Origin of the sequence: Desulfosarcina cetonica JCM 12296 (assembly GCF_001311845.1) — a bacterium.
GTDB lineage: Bacteria > Desulfobacterota > Desulfobacteria > Desulfobacterales > Desulfosarcinaceae > Desulfosarcina > Desulfosarcina cetonica.
In genome coordinates this window covers 17,643-36,338 of the sequence record NZ_BBCC01000045.1, presented here as the reverse complement: position 1 = coordinate 36,338, position 18,696 = coordinate 17,643, and the positions used below count along the sequence as shown (strand labels likewise).

Sequence of the window (18,696 nt, the reverse complement as noted above, 5' to 3'; positions counted from 1 at the left end):
CGAGGGCGGCCCCTGGCCCGATCTTTCCGATGCCGCCCTGGCCGATGGCCTTGAGGCGTGGTTGGGGCCGCAATTGATCGGCATCACGCGGTTTTCCGATATCACGGCGGATCTTCTGACCCAAGCCCTGCAACAGCAGCTCTCCTGGCGACAGCGGCTACTGCTGGACGAACTGGCGCCCACCCATGTCAACGTGCCCAGCGGTTCACGCCTGCCGATCGACTACCGCCACGACATCCCCGTGTTGGCCGTCCGCATCCAGCAGATGTTCGGCGCAGCCTGCACGCCAACCATCTGCCGGGGCCGCCTGCCGCTGATGCTGCACCTGCTCTCCCCCGCCGGTCGGCCGGCTCAGATCACCCGCGACCTGGCCGGATTCTGGCAAAACAGCTATGCTGAGGTAAAACGCGAACTCAAGGGACGTTATCCCAAGCATGCCTGGCCGGAAAACCCGCTCCAGGCCGCCCCCACGAACCGGGCCAAGCCACGTACCGCCCGCTGACGCGGAGTCGGCGTTCTCGGGTCAGCCCCCCTTTCGCAAATCCGTAATGGGAACGATCCATGTTTTTTTCGGATCCTTCCTACTCGGCCGTCTCTTGGGCACTGGCCAATGGCGCATTCCCCTCGGCCACGGGCTTTTTCAGGAGAAACAACATCCCGGTGGTCGCCAGCGTTCCGATGACGATGGCAATGACGTAGGGCAGCAATTGGGATACCGCGTTGGGAATCAGCAACACAAAGATGCCCCCATGGGGGACCAACAGCTTGACGCCGAACACCATGGAGAGTGCGCCGGTAACGGCCGCGCCCACCATGATGCTGGGGATCACCCGAAAAGGATCCCTGGCCGCATAGGGGATGGCCCCTTCGGTGATGAACGATATGCCGAGAACGAAGGCCGCCTTGCTGGCCTCGCGCTCGTCCGCCGTGAAACGGTTCTTGAACAGGGTCGCCGCCAGGGCCAGGCCCAGGGGCGGGACCATGCCGGCGGCCATGACCGCGGCCATGGGGGCATAGATTTTACTGGCCAGCAGACCGACGGAAAAGGTATACGCGGCCTTGTTGACCGGCCCCCCCATATCGAAGGCCATCATGGCCCCCAGGATGACGCCCAGCAACAGGGCGCTGCCCTCCTGCAAATTGGATAGCCAGGATTCCAGGCCGTTCAAGGCCACTTTCACCGGCGGGCCGATCAGGTAAATCATCAGCAGACCGACGACCAGCGTTGAGATCAACGGCAAAATCAACACCGGCTTGAGCCCCTGGAGGTTTTCGGGGAGTTTGATTTTATCATTCAAAAACTGGGTCAGGTATCCGGCAATGAATCCGGCCACGATGCCGCCGAGAAAGCCCGCGCCGACGGTGGTGGCCAGCATGCCGCCGACCAATCCCGGCGTGATGCCCGGTCGATCGGCAATCGAATAGGCGATAAAACCGGCCAGCACCGGAACGAACAGGGCAAACGCCGTGGCGCCGCCGATCTGCATCAACGCCCAGCCGAAACTGCCCTCCTTGTCGCCCGCGTAAATCCCGCCAAAGGCAAAGGCCAGGGCGATGAGCAGGCCGCCGGCCACCACCACCGGCAGCATATAGGAGACGCCCGTCATGAGATGCTTGTAGGGACCGCTGCGGGTGGCGGAACGGGCTTTCTTCAGTTGCTTGATGGTGCCCACATAGTCGACTTTTTGGGGTTCGGGCAGGGCCAGGGCGGCTTCCAGCACGGCAACCCCGTTGTGCAGGGCGTCCTTGGTGCTGGTTTCATAAAGCCGTTTGCCGGCAAATCGCAGGGTATCCACATAGGCATCCGCGGCAACGATCACCGCATCGGCCTGCTCGATCTCCTCCGCCGTCAGGACATCCTTGGCGCCGACCGAGCCTGGGTCTCCACTTTGATGGTATGGCCCAGCGCCTCGGCCGCCTTGCGCAGGGCCTCGGCAGCCATAAAGGTGTGGGCGATCCCCGTGGGACAGGAAGTGACGCCCACCAGGCGTTTGGGACGAGCGCGGGACGTATCCCCGGAAGGTACCGGTTCGACCTTGGCTTCCGGTCGGGCCTCTGATTCGGCGATCTCTGCCAGGGCCTCCTCGATCACGGCCTTGGTCTTGCGAATCGCCTCGCTGGTCGTGACCGCCACCATGGGTTTTGCGGCAAAACGCTTCAGATCCACATGAATATCGGAGCTGACGATGACCCCATCGGCCGCCGCGATATCCGCATCGGTCAACGGGTTTTTGATCTTCGGCGCCTTGGGTTTCAATTTTGATTTCATGGCCCATGACAACCGCGGTTTTCCTCAAGGCCTCCGCCGCCATGACGGTATGGGCGATTCCGGTCGGGCATCCGGTAACTGCGACGATTCTTGCCATGTTGACCTCCTTTTAAAGTTGACGGATTCGCAAGCCTTGATATCGGGCTTCTTACGAATCGTCTGAGACGCGATTTTTTATGCCGGAATGACGTTCAGCGTGATTTGGTCTTCAATGGATTTCAGCGGCGGTTCCGTCGGCAATCCGGCACCGATGCGGGTCACCGCGATCACCGAAAAGGCCGTGGCCAGGCGGGCGCAATCCATCAGCGATCGGGCTTCGATCTTGCCGGCCACCATCCCGCTGAGCATGGCGTCACCGGCCCCCACGGTACTTCTGACCTGGACCTGGGGGGGTGTCGCCCGGACGACCGCATCGGTTTCAACAAACAGGGCCCCCAGGTGCCCCATGGAAACCACGACCGTCCGTACCCCGCGATCCAGCAGCCCGCGCGCTGCGGCGATGATCTCGGCCTGGGTCTTCAGAGGGTGGCCGCAAAAGGCCTCCAATTCTTCAATATTGGGTTTGATCAGGGCCGGCTTGGCGTCCAGGGCCTGCCGGAACGCCTCGCCGCTGCTGTCCAAGCGACCTGACCGCCGTTTGCCATGATCATTTCAATGATGCGCCGGTAGATATCGTCGGGCACACCGGCGGGGATGCTGCCACTGATCACAAACCAGGGGCATCGGGTGCTCAACGGCGCGATGATCTCCAGAAGCCGCTGCAGATCGGTTTGTGAAGGGGCCTGGCCGGGGAAATTGATGTCGGTGGTGCTTGGGTTGCGATCATCGACGATTTTGATGCCGGTGCGGGTGCTGCCGGCAATGCGCACGAATCGATCGATGATCTTCTTTTGACTGAAGAAGTACTCGAAAATCCGGGGGTTCTCTTCTCCCAAAAAGCCGGTCACGGTTACCGGCAGGCCGTAATCGGCCAAACAGGCGGCCACGTTGACCCCCTTGCCTCCCGCGTCACAGCGCGATTCGCCGACCCGGTTGACGCCGCCCACCTTAAAATCGGGAATGGTCACGGTTTGATCGATGGCCGGATTGAGGGTGATGGTGACGATGCTTGGACGGGTTTTCATTGATCCACCCCCTTTGCCTGGGTGAGACGACGGACGGTGGCCGCATTGGGACAGGCGAGCGCCCGCCGTGCCAGGGATTGTGCGTCACTGAGGGTAATTCGGCGCAGCTGGGCCTTGATGGCGGCAACACTGGGGATGCTCACACTGAGTTCACGGACCCCCAGACCGGTGAGAATCACGGCGCCTTGGGGGTCGGCCGCCATGCCGCCGCACACGCCGACCCAGATCCCGGCCGATGTGGCGGCCCGGATCGTCTGCGCAATCATGCGCAGCACCGCTGGGTGCAGGGCGTCCGCCTGCCTGGCCAGCATGGGATGCAAGCGATCCATGGCCAAGGTGTATTGGGTCAAATCATTGGTTCCGATGGAGAAGAACTCGACTTCTCGGGCCAGCTCCTCCGCCATGGCGACGGCCGAGGGAACCTCGATCATGATGCCGAAGGGGATCTCGGGGGCACCCAGCTCATTCCGCACCTGGTCCGCCATGTCCTTGGCGGCATTGAGGTCCTCCAGGGTGGCGATCATGGGAAACATGATTTTTATGGGACCGTGTCGGGCGGCACGATAGATGGCCCTTAGCTGCGGATAGAACAGTTCCGGCTTGGTCAGGCACAGGCGAATGCCGCGAATGCCCATGAAAGAAGTATCCTCGGGCGGCAGATGTAGGTAAGGAACATTTTTATCCCCGCCGATATCCAGTACGAATGATCAGGGGCAATCCGCCCAGGAATTCGACGGCCCGGCGATACGCCTGGTACTGCTCTTCTTCCGAGGGCGGTGAGGGGCGATCGAGGAAGAGAAATTCCGTCCGCAAAAGGCCCACCCCTTCGGCGCCGGCGTTGACGGCCTGCTCCGCTTCCGCGGGGCCGGCGATATTGGCGACCACCTCCATGCGATGCCCATCCTCCGTAATGGCCGGCTCGAACCGGGCCTGGTGCTCGCTGTCACGCTGGTCGCTCAAAATGGCCTGTACCCTTTGGGCGGACTGGATATCCGTCTCGTCCGGTTCGATGTAAAGCTTGCCATTGTCGCCGTCCAAAATCACCCGCACGCCATCCTTCTGCTTGAGCAGGGCCGGACCGGCGCCGACGATGGCCGGAATGCCCAGGGAACGCGCGATGATGGCCGTGTGGGACGTAGGGCCACCGGAGGCGGTGCAAAACCCCAGGACGCTGGCCGGATCCAAACCGGCCGTATCGGAGGGCGTCAGATCCTCGGCAACCAGGATGACCGGTGTCCGGGGGGCAAAGGCGGTGTCATCCACCACCTGGGCCAGATGGCGCAGAACCCGGTTGCCCACATCTTCCAGATCCACGGCACGGCCCGCGAGAACCGGATCATCCAGTTGCGCCATCGCTTCTACCCGTACCTTGAGAACCTGCTGCCAGGACCACCCCGCACTATGGCCGCTGCGAATATGGGCGATCGTCTCGGCGATGATCTCCGTGTCGTTGAGAAATTCGATATGCGCCTTGAAAATGGCAGCCTGGCCGGCGCTGGAGCGCGTTTTGACCTCTTGGTAAATCTGATCCAATTCGCCCTGGGCCGTGGCAATGGCATGGTAAAGGCGTTCTTGTTCGACCGCCGGATCCTTGGCCGTGGCGGCCACCACGATCTTGTGGCGCTGGATCTGGCAAATCGGGCCGATGGCCAGGCCTGGCGATGCGCTCAAGCCTTGAATCGTTTCAGTCGCCTGGGTGGGCGACCAATCGTGGGCGATGTCCACCGCAAGGGGTTTCGCCTCCGGGGAGTCTTCGTCTTCCAACCCCGCCAGAACGGCGCGATGCAATGCGGCCAGGGCCGCGTCCGCGTCTTCCCCCTTGGCCATGATGCACAAGGTCGCATTTTTTCCGGCGCCCAGTTTCAGCAGGGACACCAGGCTTTTACCGTCGGCGACAGCCGCTTTATGGCGGACATGCACAGCGGCTTTGAATTGCTTGGCCAAATCGACGAAAGCCGTTGCCGGCCGGGCGTGCAGACCATGCTCACCCGAAACGGTCACCTCGATGGATTTGTCGAAATCCGATAGGACCGCCGATGGTGGCGCGGCCGCCGGGGACGCGACAGGCATTCGCGTCAGGCAGGTGACGATCGCTTCGGCGTCATCGGTTGTGGCAAGCTGCTGGACCAATTTCTCATCGTCCAGCACATGGGTCAGGTTGGTCAAGATTTCGATGTGCTCGTCGGAACGCGCCGCAATGCCCACCACCAAATAAACCGTCTCCCCCGGATTCCACGCCACACCTTCGGGGATCTGCATCACCGCGATGCCCGTTTGCAGGATCAGTTCGCGATCCTTGGGAAGTCCATGGGGAATGGCGATGCCATTGCCCAAAAAGGTGTTGGCGATCTTTTCACGCCCCAGCATGCTCTCAATGTAACCGGGCTTGATGTGGCCGTTGTCCACCAGCAATCTCCCCACTTGGCGAATGGCATCGGCCTTGTTTTCGGCCCGGGCATGCAATTGAATGTTGCTGCCTTGTAGTTTCATCATCATGGGCTCCTTGTTTTATAAGGATCTTGGGGTAGGACGGGATTTGTAATCGTTTACTTATTCTTGTAAACGATTACATTAATTTCTGTCAAGAAAAAAATAATGCTTTGCCATAGCAATCTTAATATACTTGATTTTAATGTATTGTATTTGAATATGATGGATTGGGTCTATCGAAAAAACGACCCCTGGCCTCTTACTTGACAATATTTCTGGAATCGTTTACATATTGATCCAGAGCCGTTCATCAGCCGTTTTCGAATTGCGTTCATACACTACCGAAAGAGAGTTCAACGGATATGGTCAGCATTAAAGATGTCGCTGAAGCAGCGGGGGTATCCACGGCAACCGTTTCGCGCGTGTTGGCCGACAAGCCGCACGTGCGCAGCGAAGTTCGTGACCAGGTCATGGCCGTGGTCAAACAGTTAAACTATCGCCCGAATCGCGTTGCCCGAAATCTTCGTTCCCGAAAGTCAACCATTATCGGTTTGATTGTTTCCGATATCGAAAATCCATTTTTTCAGCAGGTCAGCCGTGCCGTTGAAGATGCCGCCCATGGGCAGGGGTATAGTGTCATGCTCTGTAACAATGATGAAGATGCGGAGAAAGAGAAGAAGTATCTGCGTCTGCTGCGGGACGAAAACGTGGCCGGTATCATTCTGTCGCCAACCCGACAAACCGCCGACCATTTCTCGGAAATCGTCGATCTGGACATTCCCACGGTCGTGATTGACCGGCGTGTCAGCAATGTTGAAGTCGACAATATCCTGATTGACAATGTTCAGGCGGCCCACGCCATGACAACCCATCTCCTCGAACATGGCTATGGCCGCATCGGCGCCATCTTCGGCATCGGCAGCACGACCGGCCGCGAACGGCGGCAGGGGTACCTGAAAGCATTTAAGGAACAGAATATCCAGCCCTCCTCCGATTGGGTCATCCATACCAACCCCAGGGCGGAAGATGGGTTCACGGCGACGCTAAAGCTCCTGCAACTCCCCGAACCGCCCAACGCCATTCTCACCAGCAACAGCCTGTTGGCTGCGGGAGCGCTGCATGCCTCCGGGAAAAAGGTGTCGCCATTCCCCGGGAAATCGCTTTTGCCAGCTTTGACGAGACGACCTGGGCCCGCCTGGTCGTACCGGCACTCACCGTCGTTGAACAGCCCACCTATGAAATCGGCCATACGGCGACCGAGTTACTCCTGAAGCGGATCCAGGATCCGACCCGCTCCCATCGGGAAGTGATTCTCAAGGCAAAACTAAATATCCGTCAGTCTTGCGGGTGTTAGACTTGCAGAACGACCCACATGTCTATTCCCGGTTGCCAAGCGCCCGCTTGGGCATGAACAGGCCAATCCCCATGCAGATCAGGGCGGCGGCCAGGGCCAGCCAGAAGACATCGATCACGCTGTTGCCGATGGCGTGGTGCAGGACGCCGCGGGCGCCGGCGGAAAGCTGTTGCTGGACGTCCGGGCGGAAGAAATTTTCGAAGTTCTTCTGGATCTGGGTCATGACGGCCGGCGGAACGCTGCCCTGCAGATCCGCGGTGTTCAAGGTTTCGGCCACCCGGGAAAAGCGGGCGGTGACGATGCTGCCGCAAATACCGATCCCCACCGTGCCGCCGAGGGTGCGGGTGAACTGGTGGGACGAGGTGGCCACGCCCAGGTCGCGCTTGTCGACGCTGTTCTGAACCACCAGGAGCGTGGCGATGGAAGTAAATCCCATGCCCACGCCGGCCAGGGTCAGGGCGAGGGCGCAGATCCAAAGGTGGGTGGCGGCGGAAAAACGCACGGCCATGACACAGCCGACGATCAACACCAGGCCGCCGACAAGAGAAAAGTTTTTCTCACCCCACCGGTTGGCCTGTCGTCCGCAGTACAGCGCGCCGGCGGACCAGCCGAAGCTGAGAAACATCATCACGAGGCCCAACTGAAAGGGCGACTGGCCCAGGGCGCCCTGGATGAAGAGCGGGCTGAAGGCCGACAGGGCGAAAATAGCCATACTGGCGAAAAAGACCAAGCCATTGCCGGTGGAAAAGCCCCGCAGGCGGAAGAAATCAAAGCACAGGATCGGCTCGTGGGCGCGCTTTTCCACCCAGTAAAAACCCACCACGGCAAGCCCGAACAAAAGCAGCAATCCCAGGATGGTCGGCGAGGTCCAGGCGTAGTCCCGTCCGCCTAGAAGAAAGACGGTGAGAAAGGCAAGAATGGCCGTGACCAGGGTGACGATGCCGGCATAATCGATGTCGACGATATCCCGCTTTTCTCGGGTCTCGGCCAGAAAGAACCAGATCCCGGTCAGGGAAAGAAGACCGATGGGAACATTGATGTAGAAGATCCAGCGCCAGGATCCCCAGCCAACGATAAACCCACCCAGGGAGGGACCCAGCACGCTGGCCAGCCCCCAAACGAAACTGGCGTAGGACATCATGCGCCCCCGGTCTTCCGGCTCGGAGATATCCGACAAAACGATGTAAACCAGGGCGAAATTACCGCCCGCACCGATTCCCTGAATGGCCCGAAAAACCGTCAGGGCCATCATGCTGTGCGCGGCCCCGGCCAAAACCGAGCCGGCCAGAAATACCAGAATCGAAATCAGGTAGAGGGTGCGGTTGGGGAAGAGATCGGCCAGCTTGCCGAAAATCGGCAGGGCCACGGCCCGGCTGAGCATGTAGGTGGAGAAGACCCAACTATACAGATACAATCCGCCCAACTCGGCCACGATGGTCGGCATGGCGGCGCTCATGATCAGGGTATCCAGGGCCGCCAGGAAAAGCGCCAGCAACGTGGCCAGGATCAGCAGCAACCGGCGGCGCGGGGTAAGGTCATGGGGTGGAGCCATATTTGTCCTTCAGTGCCTATGCGTACAATAGCGACATGGCCTGGCGCAGCGCGTCGATGGGCAGCTGGCCCGGTGCCGACGATACCCGCCCCGCGGCAAAGGTGATGTCGGAACCGAACAGGCCGCCGGCCAGGCGGGTCAGGGCCCCTTCCCCGGCCATGGAAATGGTGATCATCGGAATTTTCACCACTTCCGAGCGTGCTCTCAAGGTCGCCGTGAGCAGGGTGAGGACATCCGCGTAATCGGTGGGCATCACCGCCAGTTTGGCGACGTCGGCGCCCCGCGCCTGTGCCTGGCTGAGCTTGGCGATGATCACATCCGCAGGCGGCGTGGTGTTGAAATCGTGAGCGGAGAGGATCAGTTTGACCCCATGGCTTTTGGCAGCGTCTCGAACGCCCTCGATGAAGGCGGCATCGTTGATCAGTTCGATATCGACGAGGTCGATTGCTCCCGAGCGGATCGCCGCCTGGATGATCCGCAGGCGGTCCGGCTGTGGAAGGGGCTGCATGCCACCCTCGGCGGCGATGCGGCAGGTGAAGATCAGCGGGGTATCCCCGATACGTGACCGCAGGGCGGTGAGGACGTCCATGCCATCGGCAATGTCGGCGATGTTCCGGTAGCCGTCGGCGCGCCATTCCAAAAGATCGGGCCCCAAAGAGACCATTTCGGCGGCCTGGTCGAACAGTTCGTTTTTTTCCGCCGCCACCAGCGGTATGCAGATCAACGGTTTCGGTCCACCGATGACGGCTTGCCGGACTCTGACGGGGATTTCGCTTTCTTGTCTCACTCTCGATTCCTCTGGATGGGGTTGCGTGGGCGTTTTCTCGGATGTTCCCCACGATAGCACGGAAACCGGCGGCGGCAAGGCCAAATCCCCTTTAGCCGGCAGGATGGCACGCCGACTGCTCGAAAACACGTCTCATGCGCCCGGGCAGGGACCGGGCCAAGGTGGTTTCGAGATAAGCGATCGCCTCGCACAGCCCCGCCAAAGCGATCCCCGTTGGGATCCCCATGGATTCGAACAGGTTCACGGCATCCTCGGTGGGCACGTTGCCGGCGGCCCCCTTGACGAAAGGACAGCCGCCAAGACCGGCCGTGCAGGTGTCGAAAACGCGAACACCGGCCTCAAAGCCGGCAAACAGGTTGGCCAGCCCCAGCCCGCGGGTATCGTGGAGGTGCAGGGAGATGGCGAGGTCTGGAAAATGGCCTTGGACCCGACCGACAATGTCGCGAATCGCCAATGGTGTGGCCATGCCCGTGGTATCGGCCAGGTTGATCTCCTTGACCCCGGTGGCGGCCATCTTCTCCGTCGCCCGCAAAACGGCGTCCGCTGAAATCTGTCCCTCATAGACACAGCCGAAAACGCAATGCAAGCCGGCGCGCACATCCAACCCGGCCTGGAGGGCCTCGCTGATCAGCGCGGTCATCGACACCAGGCGTCCGCAGCCGATCGGTGGGTATTTTTACGGCTGTGGGTATCGCTGACCGAAACCGACATGCTCAGATGGGATACCCCGCAGTCAACGGCCCGCGCCAATCCCTTTTCGTTCAGGATCAGCGCCGAAACCATGGTCGAATCCTGTTTGCCGATGATGCGGATCAATTCATCGGTATCCGCCATCTGGGGCATGATTTTGGGGTGCACGAAGGATCCCACCTGAATCCGCTTGACCCCAGCCTTTTGGATCAACCGGAAAAGATGCAGTTTTTCCTCCAGGCTGAAAATCCGTGATTCCACTTGAAGGCCGTCGCGCAGCGCCTGGTCTTCGATCAAAATGGCCGGCGGGTTTGCAATCGAATGCATGGCTCATCTCCTCCTTGTTCCAATTTGACCATTCCTCGAAAATTCGCAAGCACTGAATTGAGGTGTCAAATGCGATTGCCCGGGTTAAACCATGCTGGCGGTTGCATCCTAGGGCATCTCCTGATATCGCATGGCATTCAATCTTGACGGTTTCGATCAAGCTCAATTCCCATTTAAGAAAATGGTCAGCCCATGCAAGTCTTTTCCACCATCATCCCCATTTTCGCCGTCGTGATTCTGGGATTCATCGCCCGCCGCAAGGGATTCATGCCACCGGCGTTCCTCGAACCGGCCAACCGAATGGTTTACTACCTGGCCATTCCGGCCTGATCTTCAAGTCCGTCGCCAAGGCCTCGTTCGTTACCGAATTCAACGTCACCGTGCTCCTGGTAACGCTGGCATCGGCCCTCACGGCCTATCTCGGCGCCTGGATCATCGGTCATTTCACCCGTTGGCCGCCGGGTCGCATCGGCACCTTCATCCAGTGCTCCGCCCATGGCAACCTCGGCTATATCGGTATTCCCGTGGCTTTTTATTTCCTCGGCCCGAGCGGATTGGCCAAGGCCAGCATCCTGGCCGGTTTTCTCATGATCATGCAGAACACCCTCTCCGTTCTGGCGCTGCAGACACACTCGCTGGGTGCGGCCGACACCGGCAAGAGAATCCGTGAGGTCGCCGAAAAGCTGGTGCATAACCCGATCATCATTTCGGCGGCTGCCGGCATTCTGATCTCGCTGTTTCAGATCCCCCTGCCGGGGGTGCTGCAACGTTTTCTGGATATCCTCAGCGGCCTGGCGCCACCCATGTCGCTTCTTCTCATCGGTGCCGCCCTGTCGTTGCAGGTCATGCGTAAAAACATCGGGTCCGTGATGGGGGCGGTGGCCATCAAAATCCTTTTGCTGCCCACGATCGGCTGGGTCTGCTTCACGATCCTGGATGTCCCGGTAAAGGCATACCTGCCGGGCCTGATCCTCCTGGCCACGCCGACGGCCACCATCGCCTATGTCATGGCCAAAGAGATGCACGGCGACGATGCGTTTGCCGTGGCGGCCATATCGACCAGCACCATCGTATCCGCCGTCACCTACATGATCTGGTTGACCGTGGTCGGCAACGGCGGATAATCGTCCGAGACGACCGGAGAAAGAAGGAGAAAACCGTATGAACATTCTGTTTGCCGCCGCTGAAAATGCCTGGGGCGGTATTTTCGGCAGCCTCCGTGAAAAGCTGCCCACGCACCACCTTACCGCCACGGGCCGTTTCGCCATCGACAGCCTGGCCGGCGTCGATATACTCATTCCCACCATGTGCCCGATCACCCGGGACACATTGGCCAGCGCCGACCGGTTGCGGTTGATCCAGCAGTGCGGCTCCGGCCTGGAGGGCGTCGATATCGCCGCGGCTGCGGAAAAAGGCATTCCCGTGGCCAATGTACCCACGGCCCATTCCGGCAATGCCGACTCGGTGGCCGAACTGGGCATCTACCTGATGATTGGCCTGTGCCGCGACGCTCACGGATTGGCCCGCAGCCTGCAAGCCCGAAAATGGGGCAGCCCCGGGGCCGTGCCCTGGAAGACCAAACCGTGGGTATCGTGGGGCTGGGCGGCATCGGCCAGGCCCTGATCCGGCGCCTGAAAGGGTTCGGCGTCCGCATGATCGGCATCAAGCGGCATGCCCCCCAGGAGGCGCAGGCGGCCCTGGGCCTGGATTGGGTCGGCGGCCCCGATCAGCTGCCGGAACTATTGGGTCGATCGGACGTTGTCTTCCTTTGCCTTCCCGTCACGCCGGCCAGCACCGGTCTGATGAACCGCCAGACCCTGGCCTGCATGCAGCCGCATGCCTTTCTGATCAATCTTTCCCGCGGCGGACTGGTGGACCGCGATGCCCTTGAATGGGCGCTGTCCAGCGGAACCATTGCCGGTGCCGGCCTGGATGTCTTCTGGCAGGAACCCCCGGACCCGGACGATCCCATTTTCGATCTCAATGTCCTGGCCACGCCGCACATCGGCGGTTCAACGGATCGTTCCCTCCAAGGAATCCTAGCCGGCGTGGTGGAAAACATCCGGCGCGTCGAAGCCGGACAGGCGCCCTTGAACTGCGCCCGGCCATAAAGCCGTTTTGCAATATATTTTTGGGAGTTGAAGCACATGTACACATTGACCGATTCAAAGATACTGGTGGTGGAAGATGATCCTCGGATGTGTGAAAGCATCCGATGTTTATTGGATTCCTACGGATTCTCGGTCAACACAAGCCAGAGTCTGGTGGAGGCCCTGAACACCCTCCTGGCCATCGACTACGACCTTGTGCTCCTGGATCTGCAATTGGGTGATCAAAACGGCTTTGCCGTGATGGATCACCTTATCGAAAGGAAATTGGATACCCGCGTGATCGTCGTCACCGGGAGCCATTCCGAACGCAATGCCATTACGGCTCTGAAAAAGGGCGCCATTGACTACCTGAAAAAACCCTTCGAGCCGGACGCGTTGGTCGCGTCAGTCAAGCAGGTTCTCGAACGTCAGAAAGAACAACGTGAGCTTTATCTGTTCAAACGAATCGTGGCCATATCCCAGGAAGCGACCCTCATCGGCGACCACGACGGCCGGATCGTCTACACCAATGCCGCATACCGGAAACTGATGAATCCGCAGCCGCCGACCTCGCCGCCATGGACGGTGGGTCAGGGGGAGGATTCACGCGGCAATCCCCGCTATGACTCCCAAATCAAGGTCAGCATCGATACCGGCATTCCCTGGCAGGGCCAGGTGGCGCTGATCGATGCCAAGGGAAGGCCGTTCATGGCCTGGAAGCGGGTCGAGACGGTTCCCTATACCATCGGCGGCCGAACTTACGGCGTCGCATTGATCCACGCCATGACTTGCCAGTTGGAAAAAGCGGCCAACCCGGAAAACTTCCGCCTCCAGAAAGAACTGGAAAAGCTGAAAACCGCCTTGGCCAAGGTCAAGCGCCTCAGCGGCACGCTGCCCATCTGCTCCGCGTGCAAGAAGATCCGTGACGACCAAGGGTACTGGATCGAAATCGAAGCCTATCTCCAAACCCACTCGGATGCCGAATTCAGCCACGGCATTTGCCCGGATTGCGCCCGCCGGCTTTATCCTGAACTCTATCGCGAATAGTCCCTTTTGACGGATTCGTAAGAAGCCCGATATCGGCGTTACGCTTCATCCCTTTTGTGAATCCGTCAAGTACTGGGCGTCACCGGCAGCTCGATGGTAAAGGTGGTACCACGGCCCGGATCGCTGTCGCAGCGGATCGTTCCGTGCATGGCGGTGATAAGATGATGGACGACCGCCAGGCCGAGCCCGGCATGATCGCCACTCTTGGTACTGACATAGGGGTCGAAGGGCTTCTCACGGATCGCTTCCGGTATGCCGGGGCCGTTGTCGCTGAAAACGATCTCCACATGGCCACGGGTGACCTCGCCAAGACGCGATGTCTGATGGACCAACGGCCGGGCCAAGTGGCGCGTGTGGATATCGATCCGTCCACCGGTATCCGCCATGGCCTCGGTGGCATTCTTCAGAAGATTCATGAAGATCTGCTTCAACGCGTCGGAATCACCCGTGACGACCGGCATGTCGGGGTCCAAATGCGTTTCGATATGGATCTTGCCATCGGCCGCCAGTGCCTCGCGGGTCAGCTTGAGCATATCCGTCAGCAGCGCGTTGATGTGAACGGATGCCGTTACCGGTGCATCGGCCTTTGAAAAGCTGGTCAGTTTTTTCAATAGGCGCCCCACCCGGGAAATCTCTTCATTGATGATACGGATCTCGTCCTGGGCCAGACCGGCGTCCGCCATCTTCATTCCGATCACCTTCAGGTAATTTTTGATCACGCCGAGGGGATTGTTGACTTCGTGGACGACCCGGCGCGCCAGATCCGAGGTGGCATCCATGCGGCTGGTATGCACCATGGTCAACATCTGGCGCCTTAACTGATCGAGCCGCAGGGCCAGGGCCCCTTTCTGGGCCAAAAGATTCAGCAATTGGATGTTTTCCGTGAAGTGCGCGGCATTGTCCGCATCGAGCCCCACGGTCAGCACCCCGACGCGATCATCCTGGGCCAACAGGGGGATGCAATACACCCCGCTGCCACCCAGCAGCTGAATAATTTGCTCGTCGACAATCACCAGGGAGCGTTCCGGCGGCAGGTCCAGGGAGCTCAGTTGGCGTTTTTCAACGAGCGTGCGGATCAACAGGCTGCCGGTCATTCTCATGGAAACCGCCAGCATGGGTTGTCGCACATACCCCTCGGACTTGTCGGTCAAATAGCCGATCAGCGCGTTCTTCTTCTCATCGAAGAGAAAAAAAATCGCCCGCTTGACGCCGCTCAGGATCTTCAATCCATCGGCGATGCAGCGCATGATGGCCCCTTGATCCTTGGCGGTCAAAAAACCTTCGAGGGTACCCAGGGTCAGGGATATCTGTCGCACTTCATGGGCCAGGCGCGCCTGCACGACCTGATCGATCGGGTTCTGAACATCCGTCTCCACGGCTTCAACCTCAATATCCAGCGCAATCGCGGTTTCCCTGGCCTCCTGGTCCGCACAGGCCATTAACGTTCGGCTCTCTTCGGCGCTTTTGTGAAATAGATCGTTGACGGCATTCATGCCACTTAGGATCTGGTTCTCGTCATCCAGGCAAAGCAGGTTGGCCGCATAGATCACCTGAACCATGGTCAACGCCTGGGTGATTTCTTCCTGCGCATGGTGGTGATAGCGTACGCTGCTGACCAAGAGCGGGTCCAGGCGCCAGCGCTTGAGCAGCCAGCCGCCCACTTCGGCATGGGTCGCCCCCATCTGGGATTCCAAGGGCAGCAATTGGGCGGCATCGTCGCCACACGCCTCCAGCATTTCTTCGTAGGGCGCCTTGAAATTCACCCACAAGACCGCCCGGCCGATGTCATGCAGAAGTCCGGCGAGAAACGCTTCGTCCGGGTTGCACAACCCCCAGGCGGCAGCCATGTGGCGGGCCAGGAAAGCGCACCGCAGGGAATGCCACCAGAATTTTTTCAGGCTGAACACGAAGCTTTGCTTCGGCTTGGGAAAGGCATCGTAAACGCAGGCGCAAAAAACGATATTTTTCACCCCGCTGGTGCCAAGGAACACCACGGCCTGAACCATTGACTCGACCTTCTGGTTCAGGCCGAAATGGGCGGAATTGACCAGTTGCAGGATCTTTCCACTCAGGGCCGGATCCTTACCGATAATTTGCGCGATCTTTTGCAGGTCCGGGCTTTCCTGATTGCAGGCTTCAATCAGCTTGAGCAGGACATGGGGAAGCGTGGGAAGTTGTTTAAAACCGGAGATTCTCTTGAACAGGGGCTGTTGAACCGTCATCCGTCGTTGCCTTCCACTTGGATCCAATATGTGCGGCATACCTTCTGTCAGCCGGCATCGATGTTGCCGATGACAGTTGATTTTGCGTTGTCACCATCTCCATCGTCATGAAATCTCAAAACTTTATACCCGGCTGGCAAATCATCGAACCGGTTGCGACAACGATGTGAAAAGATAGGGGGCGAATGCGGGACGGGGGGCATCGAGAGGGACATCGTCGCGAAAAACGGGACGCCCAGAACGCCTGGCCAGGGTCCCGAAGGGGTAAAGCACGTCTTTCAAGCACGGCAGCCGGTGGTCCGCCGGCTTAGATGAACCGCCGGCTTGCCGCGGCCGCCGTTAATGACCGTGGGATTCACATTTGCGCTTCAGATTGGCGTCGAATTTGGCCTTGTCGATGATGAAGCGTTCATGGGTTCCCTGGCTGATCAGGCCGGCATCATCATGAGCGTCGATGGTAAAGACCAAACGGCGTCGGTCCACCTCCACCAGTTTCACGTGAACCCGCACCTCGAAGCCCACCGGCGTGGCGGCCACATGACTGACGTTGATATGGGTTCCCACGGTCTGCTCGGCGGGGCCGTCAAGGTAGGGGCCAAGGGCCTGAATGCAGGTCCATTCGAACAGGCCGACCATGAAACCGGTGGCCAAAACGACCGGCATCACCTGAAACTCGGTCGCTTCCGGATAGAGCGCGGCAACGGTTTTGCTTTCACTGACCCGAAAGGTGAATTGATGTTCGATCCCGGGTTTCAATTCGGCTTTCATCCCAGTTCCTTTCCCTTTTCTTACAGCGCCAGATAGTAACGCCGGGGCGGCGTCCACACCGGCCCCGGCGTTGGTGAAGCTTCCGAATGAGCAACTATGCCTTTCTCGAGCTGGCGTAGCCGATGCCCTTGAGCACTTCTTCCATCTCTCCCAGGATGGTCGGATCGTCGATGGTGGCCGGCACCTTGAAATCCTTGTTGTCGGCGATCTTCTGGATCGTGCCGCGCAGGATCTTGCCCGAACGCGTCTTGGGCAACCGCTTGACCACCGTGGCGGTCTTGAAGGCGGCCACCGGTCCGATGCGGTCGCGTACCATCTGGACCACCTCTTTGACAATCTCATCGTGGGGCCGCGTGACACCGGCATTGAGCACCAAAAACCGATGGGGATCTGGCCCTTGAGTTTATCCTCCACCCCCAGGACGGCACATTCGGCCACATCGGGATGGTCGGCGAGGACTTCCTCCATGGCCCCGGTGGAGAGCCGGTGTCCGGCGACGTTGATGATGTCGTCGGTTCGCGCCATGATGTAGGCGTAGCCTTCCTCGTCAATATAGCCCGCATCGGCGGTCTTGTAGTATCCCGGGAACTCTTCGAGGTAGGATTCGACAAAGCGGTCGTCGTTCTGCCACAGGGTCGGCAGGGTGCCGGGCGGCAATGGCAGCTTGACCACCAGGGCACCGATTTCTCCGGGTGCCATGGGCTTGCAATTGGCGTCGACCACCTGCAGATCCCAGCCGGGAACCGCCTTGGTCGGTGAGCCGTACTTGACCGGATAGTGGTGCAGCCCCATGCAGTTGGCGGCGATGGCCCAGCCGGTTTCCGTCTGCCACCAGTGATCGATCACCGGCACCTTGAGGTTCCGTTCCGACCATTGGATCGTATCCGGATCCGAGCGTTCCCCCGCCAAGAAGAGAATCTTGAAATCGGAAAGGTCGTAGTTTTTCATCAATTCGGCTTTGGGGTCTTCCCGCTTGATGGCCCTGAACGCCGTGGGTGCCGTGAACTGGGACTTGACCTTGTGCTGGGAAATAATCCGCCAGAAAACGCCGGCATCGGGCGTGCCCACGGGCTTGCCTTCGAAAAGGATCGTGGTGGCGCCCTTGAAGAGCGGGGCATAGACGATGTAGGAGTGACCGACCACCCAACCGACGTCCGAGGCGGCCCAGAACACATCGCCGGCATCGATGTCGTAAATCGCCTTCATGGTCCACTTCAGGGCCACCAGATGGCCGCCGTTATCCCGCACCACCCCCTTGGGCTGGCCGGTCGTCCCCGAGGTGTAGAGGATGTACAGCGGATCGGTGGCCGCCACCGGCACGCAATCCGCCGGCGTTGCCGTGGCCATGGCATCGCTCCAGTCCACGTCCCGCCCGGGAGTCATCTCGGCCTGGGCCATGGGACGTTGGAAGATGACACAGGATTCGGGTTTGAAGTCGGCAAAATCAATGGCCTGATCCAGCAGCGGTTTGTAGGGGATGACTTTTTTGACCTCAATGCCGCAGGAGGCCGAAACGATCACCTTGGGTTTGGCATCGTTGATGCGGGTGGCCAGTTCCTTGGCGGCGAATCCGCCGAAAACCACCGAATGGATCGCGCCGATGCGGGCGCAGGCCAGCATGGCGATGGCCGCCTCGGGAATCATGGGCATGTAAATAATCACCCGGTCCCCCTTGACCACGCCCTGCCCGGTGAGGACACCGGCGAAGCGGGCCACTTCGTCGCGCAGCTCCCGATAGGTATAGGTCTTGATCGTATCGGTCACCGGGCTGTCATAAATCAGGGCCGCCTGATCCGCCCGGCCGTTTTCAACATGCAGGTCGAGGGCATTGTAGCACGTATTCAATTCACCGCCGACGAACCAGCGGTAAAACGGCTTGTTGCTGTCATCCAGCACCTTGTCCCACTTTTTATACCAATGGCAATCTTCTGCGGCCTTGCCCCAAAAGGATTCGGGGTTGTTGATCGATTCCGCGTAAGCGATATCATAGGGCGTCGTCATCAATGGGTCCTTTCATGGATTGGCGGTAAAAGATC

The 18,696-nt window shown here is 59.7% G+C and carries 15 protein-coding genes and 4 pseudogenes; 7 read left to right on the top strand and 12 right to left on the bottom strand.

Annotated elements, in window-relative coordinates:
• On the top strand, window positions 1–502 hold a 502-nt coding region (locus JCM12296_RS12465; RefSeq protein WP_281491996.1), incomplete at its 5' end, for an ATP-dependent helicase C-terminal domain-containing protein.
• 79 nt (window positions 503–581) lie between these two features.
• On the opposite strand, the gene JCM12296_RS12460 is transcribed toward JCM12296_RS12465, so the two are convergent.
• The 5 genes and pseudogenes from JCM12296_RS12460 to ptsP all read right to left on the bottom strand — a co-directional run bounded on the left by JCM12296_RS12460 (window position 582) and on the right by ptsP (window position 5,883).
• Complete coding sequence (locus JCM12296_RS12460) at window positions 582–1,820, bottom strand: PTS fructose transporter subunit IIC (RefSeq protein ID WP_246804225.1); 1,239 nt, start codon at window positions 1,818–1,820, stop codon at window positions 582–584.
• A gap of 29 nt (window positions 1,821–1,849) precedes the next feature.
• A complete protein-coding gene (locus JCM12296_RS44360; protein WP_246804223.1) occupies window positions 1,850–2,269 on the bottom strand; it encodes a PTS fructose transporter subunit IIB in 420 nt (139 codons plus the stop codon).
• A 174-nt stretch (window positions 2,270–2,443) separates the two neighbouring features.
• Window positions 2,444–2,890, bottom strand: coding sequence for a 1-phosphofructokinase family hexose kinase (locus JCM12296_RS47465; RefSeq protein WP_218188064.1), 447 nt, complete (start codon window positions 2,888–2,890; stop codon window positions 2,444–2,446).
• Window positions 2,836–3,393 carry a 1-phosphofructokinase family hexose kinase gene (locus JCM12296_RS47460; RefSeq protein WP_218188063.1) on the bottom strand — a complete coding sequence of 186 codons (558 nt, stop codon included), beginning with the start codon at window positions 3,391–3,393 and terminating at the stop codon, window positions 2,836–2,838. Before JCM12296_RS47460 ends, JCM12296_RS47465 begins: the two co-directional genes overlap by 55 nt.
• Window positions 3,390–5,883 (bottom strand): annotated as a pseudogene (ptsP, locus tag JCM12296_RS12450) (phosphoenolpyruvate--protein phosphotransferase). Before ptsP ends, JCM12296_RS47460 begins: the two are co-directional and overlap by 4 nt.
• Before the next feature lie 302 nt (window positions 5,884–6,185).
• Between ptsP and JCM12296_RS12445 the strand changes: the two are divergent.
• Window positions 6,186–7,177 (top strand): annotated as a pseudogene (locus tag JCM12296_RS12445) (LacI family DNA-binding transcriptional regulator).
• Window positions 7,178–7,199: 22 nt separating this feature from the next.
• Here JCM12296_RS12445 and JCM12296_RS12440 read toward each other — a convergent pair.
• From JCM12296_RS12440 to JCM12296_RS47450, 4 genes are all read right to left on the bottom strand, one after another.
• On the bottom strand, window positions 7,200–8,729 hold the full coding sequence (locus JCM12296_RS12440; protein ID WP_054693310.1) for an MDR family MFS transporter: 1,530 nt from the start codon (window positions 8,727–8,729) through the stop codon (window positions 7,200–7,202).
• A gap of 16 nt (window positions 8,730–8,745) precedes the next feature.
• Window positions 8,746–9,516 (bottom strand): type I 3-dehydroquinate dehydratase, encoded by a 771-nt coding sequence (aroD, locus tag JCM12296_RS12435; protein ID WP_054693307.1) that lies wholly within the window; start codon window positions 9,514–9,516, stop codon window positions 8,746–8,748.
• Window positions 9,517–9,607: 91 nt separating this feature from the next.
• Window positions 9,608–10,156, bottom strand: a complete 549-nt coding sequence (locus JCM12296_RS47455; protein WP_054693304.1) for a beta/alpha barrel domain-containing protein — start codon at window positions 10,154–10,156, stop codon at window positions 9,608–9,610.
• The gene (locus JCM12296_RS47450; RefSeq protein ID WP_054693301.1) at window positions 10,153–10,533 is read right to left on the bottom strand and encodes a beta/alpha barrel domain-containing protein; all 381 of its coding nucleotides are present in this window, start codon (window positions 10,531–10,533) and stop codon (window positions 10,153–10,155) included. Before JCM12296_RS47450 ends, JCM12296_RS47455 begins: the two co-directional genes overlap by 4 nt.
• A gap of 192 nt (window positions 10,534–10,725) precedes the next feature.
• Here JCM12296_RS47450 and JCM12296_RS38215 point away from each other — a divergent pair, with 192 nt between their 5' ends.
• The 5 genes from JCM12296_RS38215 to JCM12296_RS12410 are packed head-to-tail and all read left to right on the top strand — an operon-like array spanning window position 10,726 to window position 13,670.
• Window positions 10,726–10,863 carry a hypothetical protein gene (locus tag JCM12296_RS38215; RefSeq protein ID WP_157067568.1) on the top strand — a complete coding sequence of 46 codons (138 nt, stop codon included), beginning with the start codon at window positions 10,726–10,728 and terminating at the stop codon, window positions 10,861–10,863.
• Window positions 10,864–10,913: 50 nt separating this feature from the next.
• Window positions 10,914–11,657 (top strand): AEC family transporter, encoded by a 744-nt coding sequence (locus tag JCM12296_RS12420; protein ID WP_157067567.1) that lies wholly within the window; start codon window positions 10,914–10,916, stop codon window positions 11,655–11,657.
• 37 nt (window positions 11,658–11,694) lie between these two features.
• On the top strand, window positions 11,695–12,156 hold the full coding sequence (locus JCM12296_RS44345) for a Rossmann-fold NAD(P)-binding domain-containing protein (RefSeq protein ID WP_246804221.1): 462 nt from the start codon (window positions 11,695–11,697) through the stop codon (window positions 12,154–12,156).
• Complete coding sequence (locus JCM12296_RS44340) at window positions 12,078–12,644, top strand: NAD(P)-dependent oxidoreductase (RefSeq protein ID WP_246804219.1); 567 nt, start codon at window positions 12,078–12,080, stop codon at window positions 12,642–12,644. The genes JCM12296_RS44345 and JCM12296_RS44340 overlap by 79 nt, the downstream gene beginning before the upstream one ends.
• Window positions 12,645–12,680: 36 nt before the next feature.
• A complete protein-coding gene (locus JCM12296_RS12410) occupies window positions 12,681–13,670 on the top strand; it encodes a response regulator (RefSeq protein ID WP_054693297.1) in 990 nt (329 codons plus the stop codon).
• Between the two features lie 65 nt (window positions 13,671–13,735).
• On the opposite strand, the gene JCM12296_RS12405 is transcribed toward JCM12296_RS12410, so the two are convergent.
• The 3 genes and pseudogenes from JCM12296_RS12405 to JCM12296_RS12395 form a co-directional block, all read right to left on the bottom strand.
• Complete coding sequence (locus tag JCM12296_RS12405) at window positions 13,736–15,892, bottom strand: HDOD domain-containing protein (RefSeq protein ID WP_054693295.1); 2,157 nt, start codon at window positions 15,890–15,892, stop codon at window positions 13,736–13,738.
• A 339-nt stretch (window positions 15,893–16,231) separates the two neighbouring features.
• A pseudogene (locus tag JCM12296_RS12400) lies at window positions 16,232–16,549 on the bottom strand (thioesterase family protein); the annotation flags it as partial.
• Window positions 16,550–16,754: 205 nt separating this feature from the next.
• Window positions 16,755–18,661: pseudogene (locus tag JCM12296_RS12395) on the bottom strand (propionyl-CoA synthetase).
• Window positions 18,662–18,696 lie beyond the last annotated feature (35 nt).

Coding starts and splice junctions, on each gene's coding strand:
- JCM12296_RS44360 (WP_246804223.1), bottom strand. CDS start 2,269: ATGAAATCAAAATTGAAACCCAAGGCGCCGAAGATCAAAAACCCGTTG.
- JCM12296_RS47460 (WP_218188063.1), bottom strand. CDS start 3,393: ATGAAAACCCGTCCAAGCATCGTCACCATCACCCTCAATCCGGCCATC.
- JCM12296_RS12440 (WP_054693310.1), bottom strand. CDS start 8,729: ATGGCTCCACCCCATGACCTTACCCCGCGCCGCCGGTTGCTGCTGATC.
- JCM12296_RS47455 (WP_054693304.1), bottom strand. CDS start 10,156: ATGACCGCGCTGATCAGCGAGGCCCTCCAGGCCGGGTTGGATGTGCGC.
- JCM12296_RS47450 (WP_054693301.1), bottom strand. CDS start 10,533: ATGCATTCGATTGCAAACCCGCCGGCCATTTTGATCGAAGACCAGGCG.
- JCM12296_RS38215 (WP_157067568.1), top strand. CDS start 10,726: ATGCAAGTCTTTTCCACCATCATCCCCATTTTCGCCGTCGTGATTCTG.
- JCM12296_RS44345 (WP_246804221.1), top strand. CDS start 11,695: ATGAACATTCTGTTTGCCGCCGCTGAAAATGCCTGGGGCGGTATTTTC.
- JCM12296_RS44340 (WP_246804219.1), top strand. CDS start 12,078: ATGGGGCAGCCCCGGGGCCGTGCCCTGGAAGACCAAACCGTGGGTATC.
- JCM12296_RS12410 (WP_054693297.1), top strand. CDS start 12,681: ATGTACACATTGACCGATTCAAAGATACTGGTGGTGGAAGATGATCCT.
- JCM12296_RS12405 (WP_054693295.1), bottom strand. CDS start 15,892: ATGACGGTTCAACAGCCCCTGTTCAAGAGAATCTCCGGTTTTAAACAA.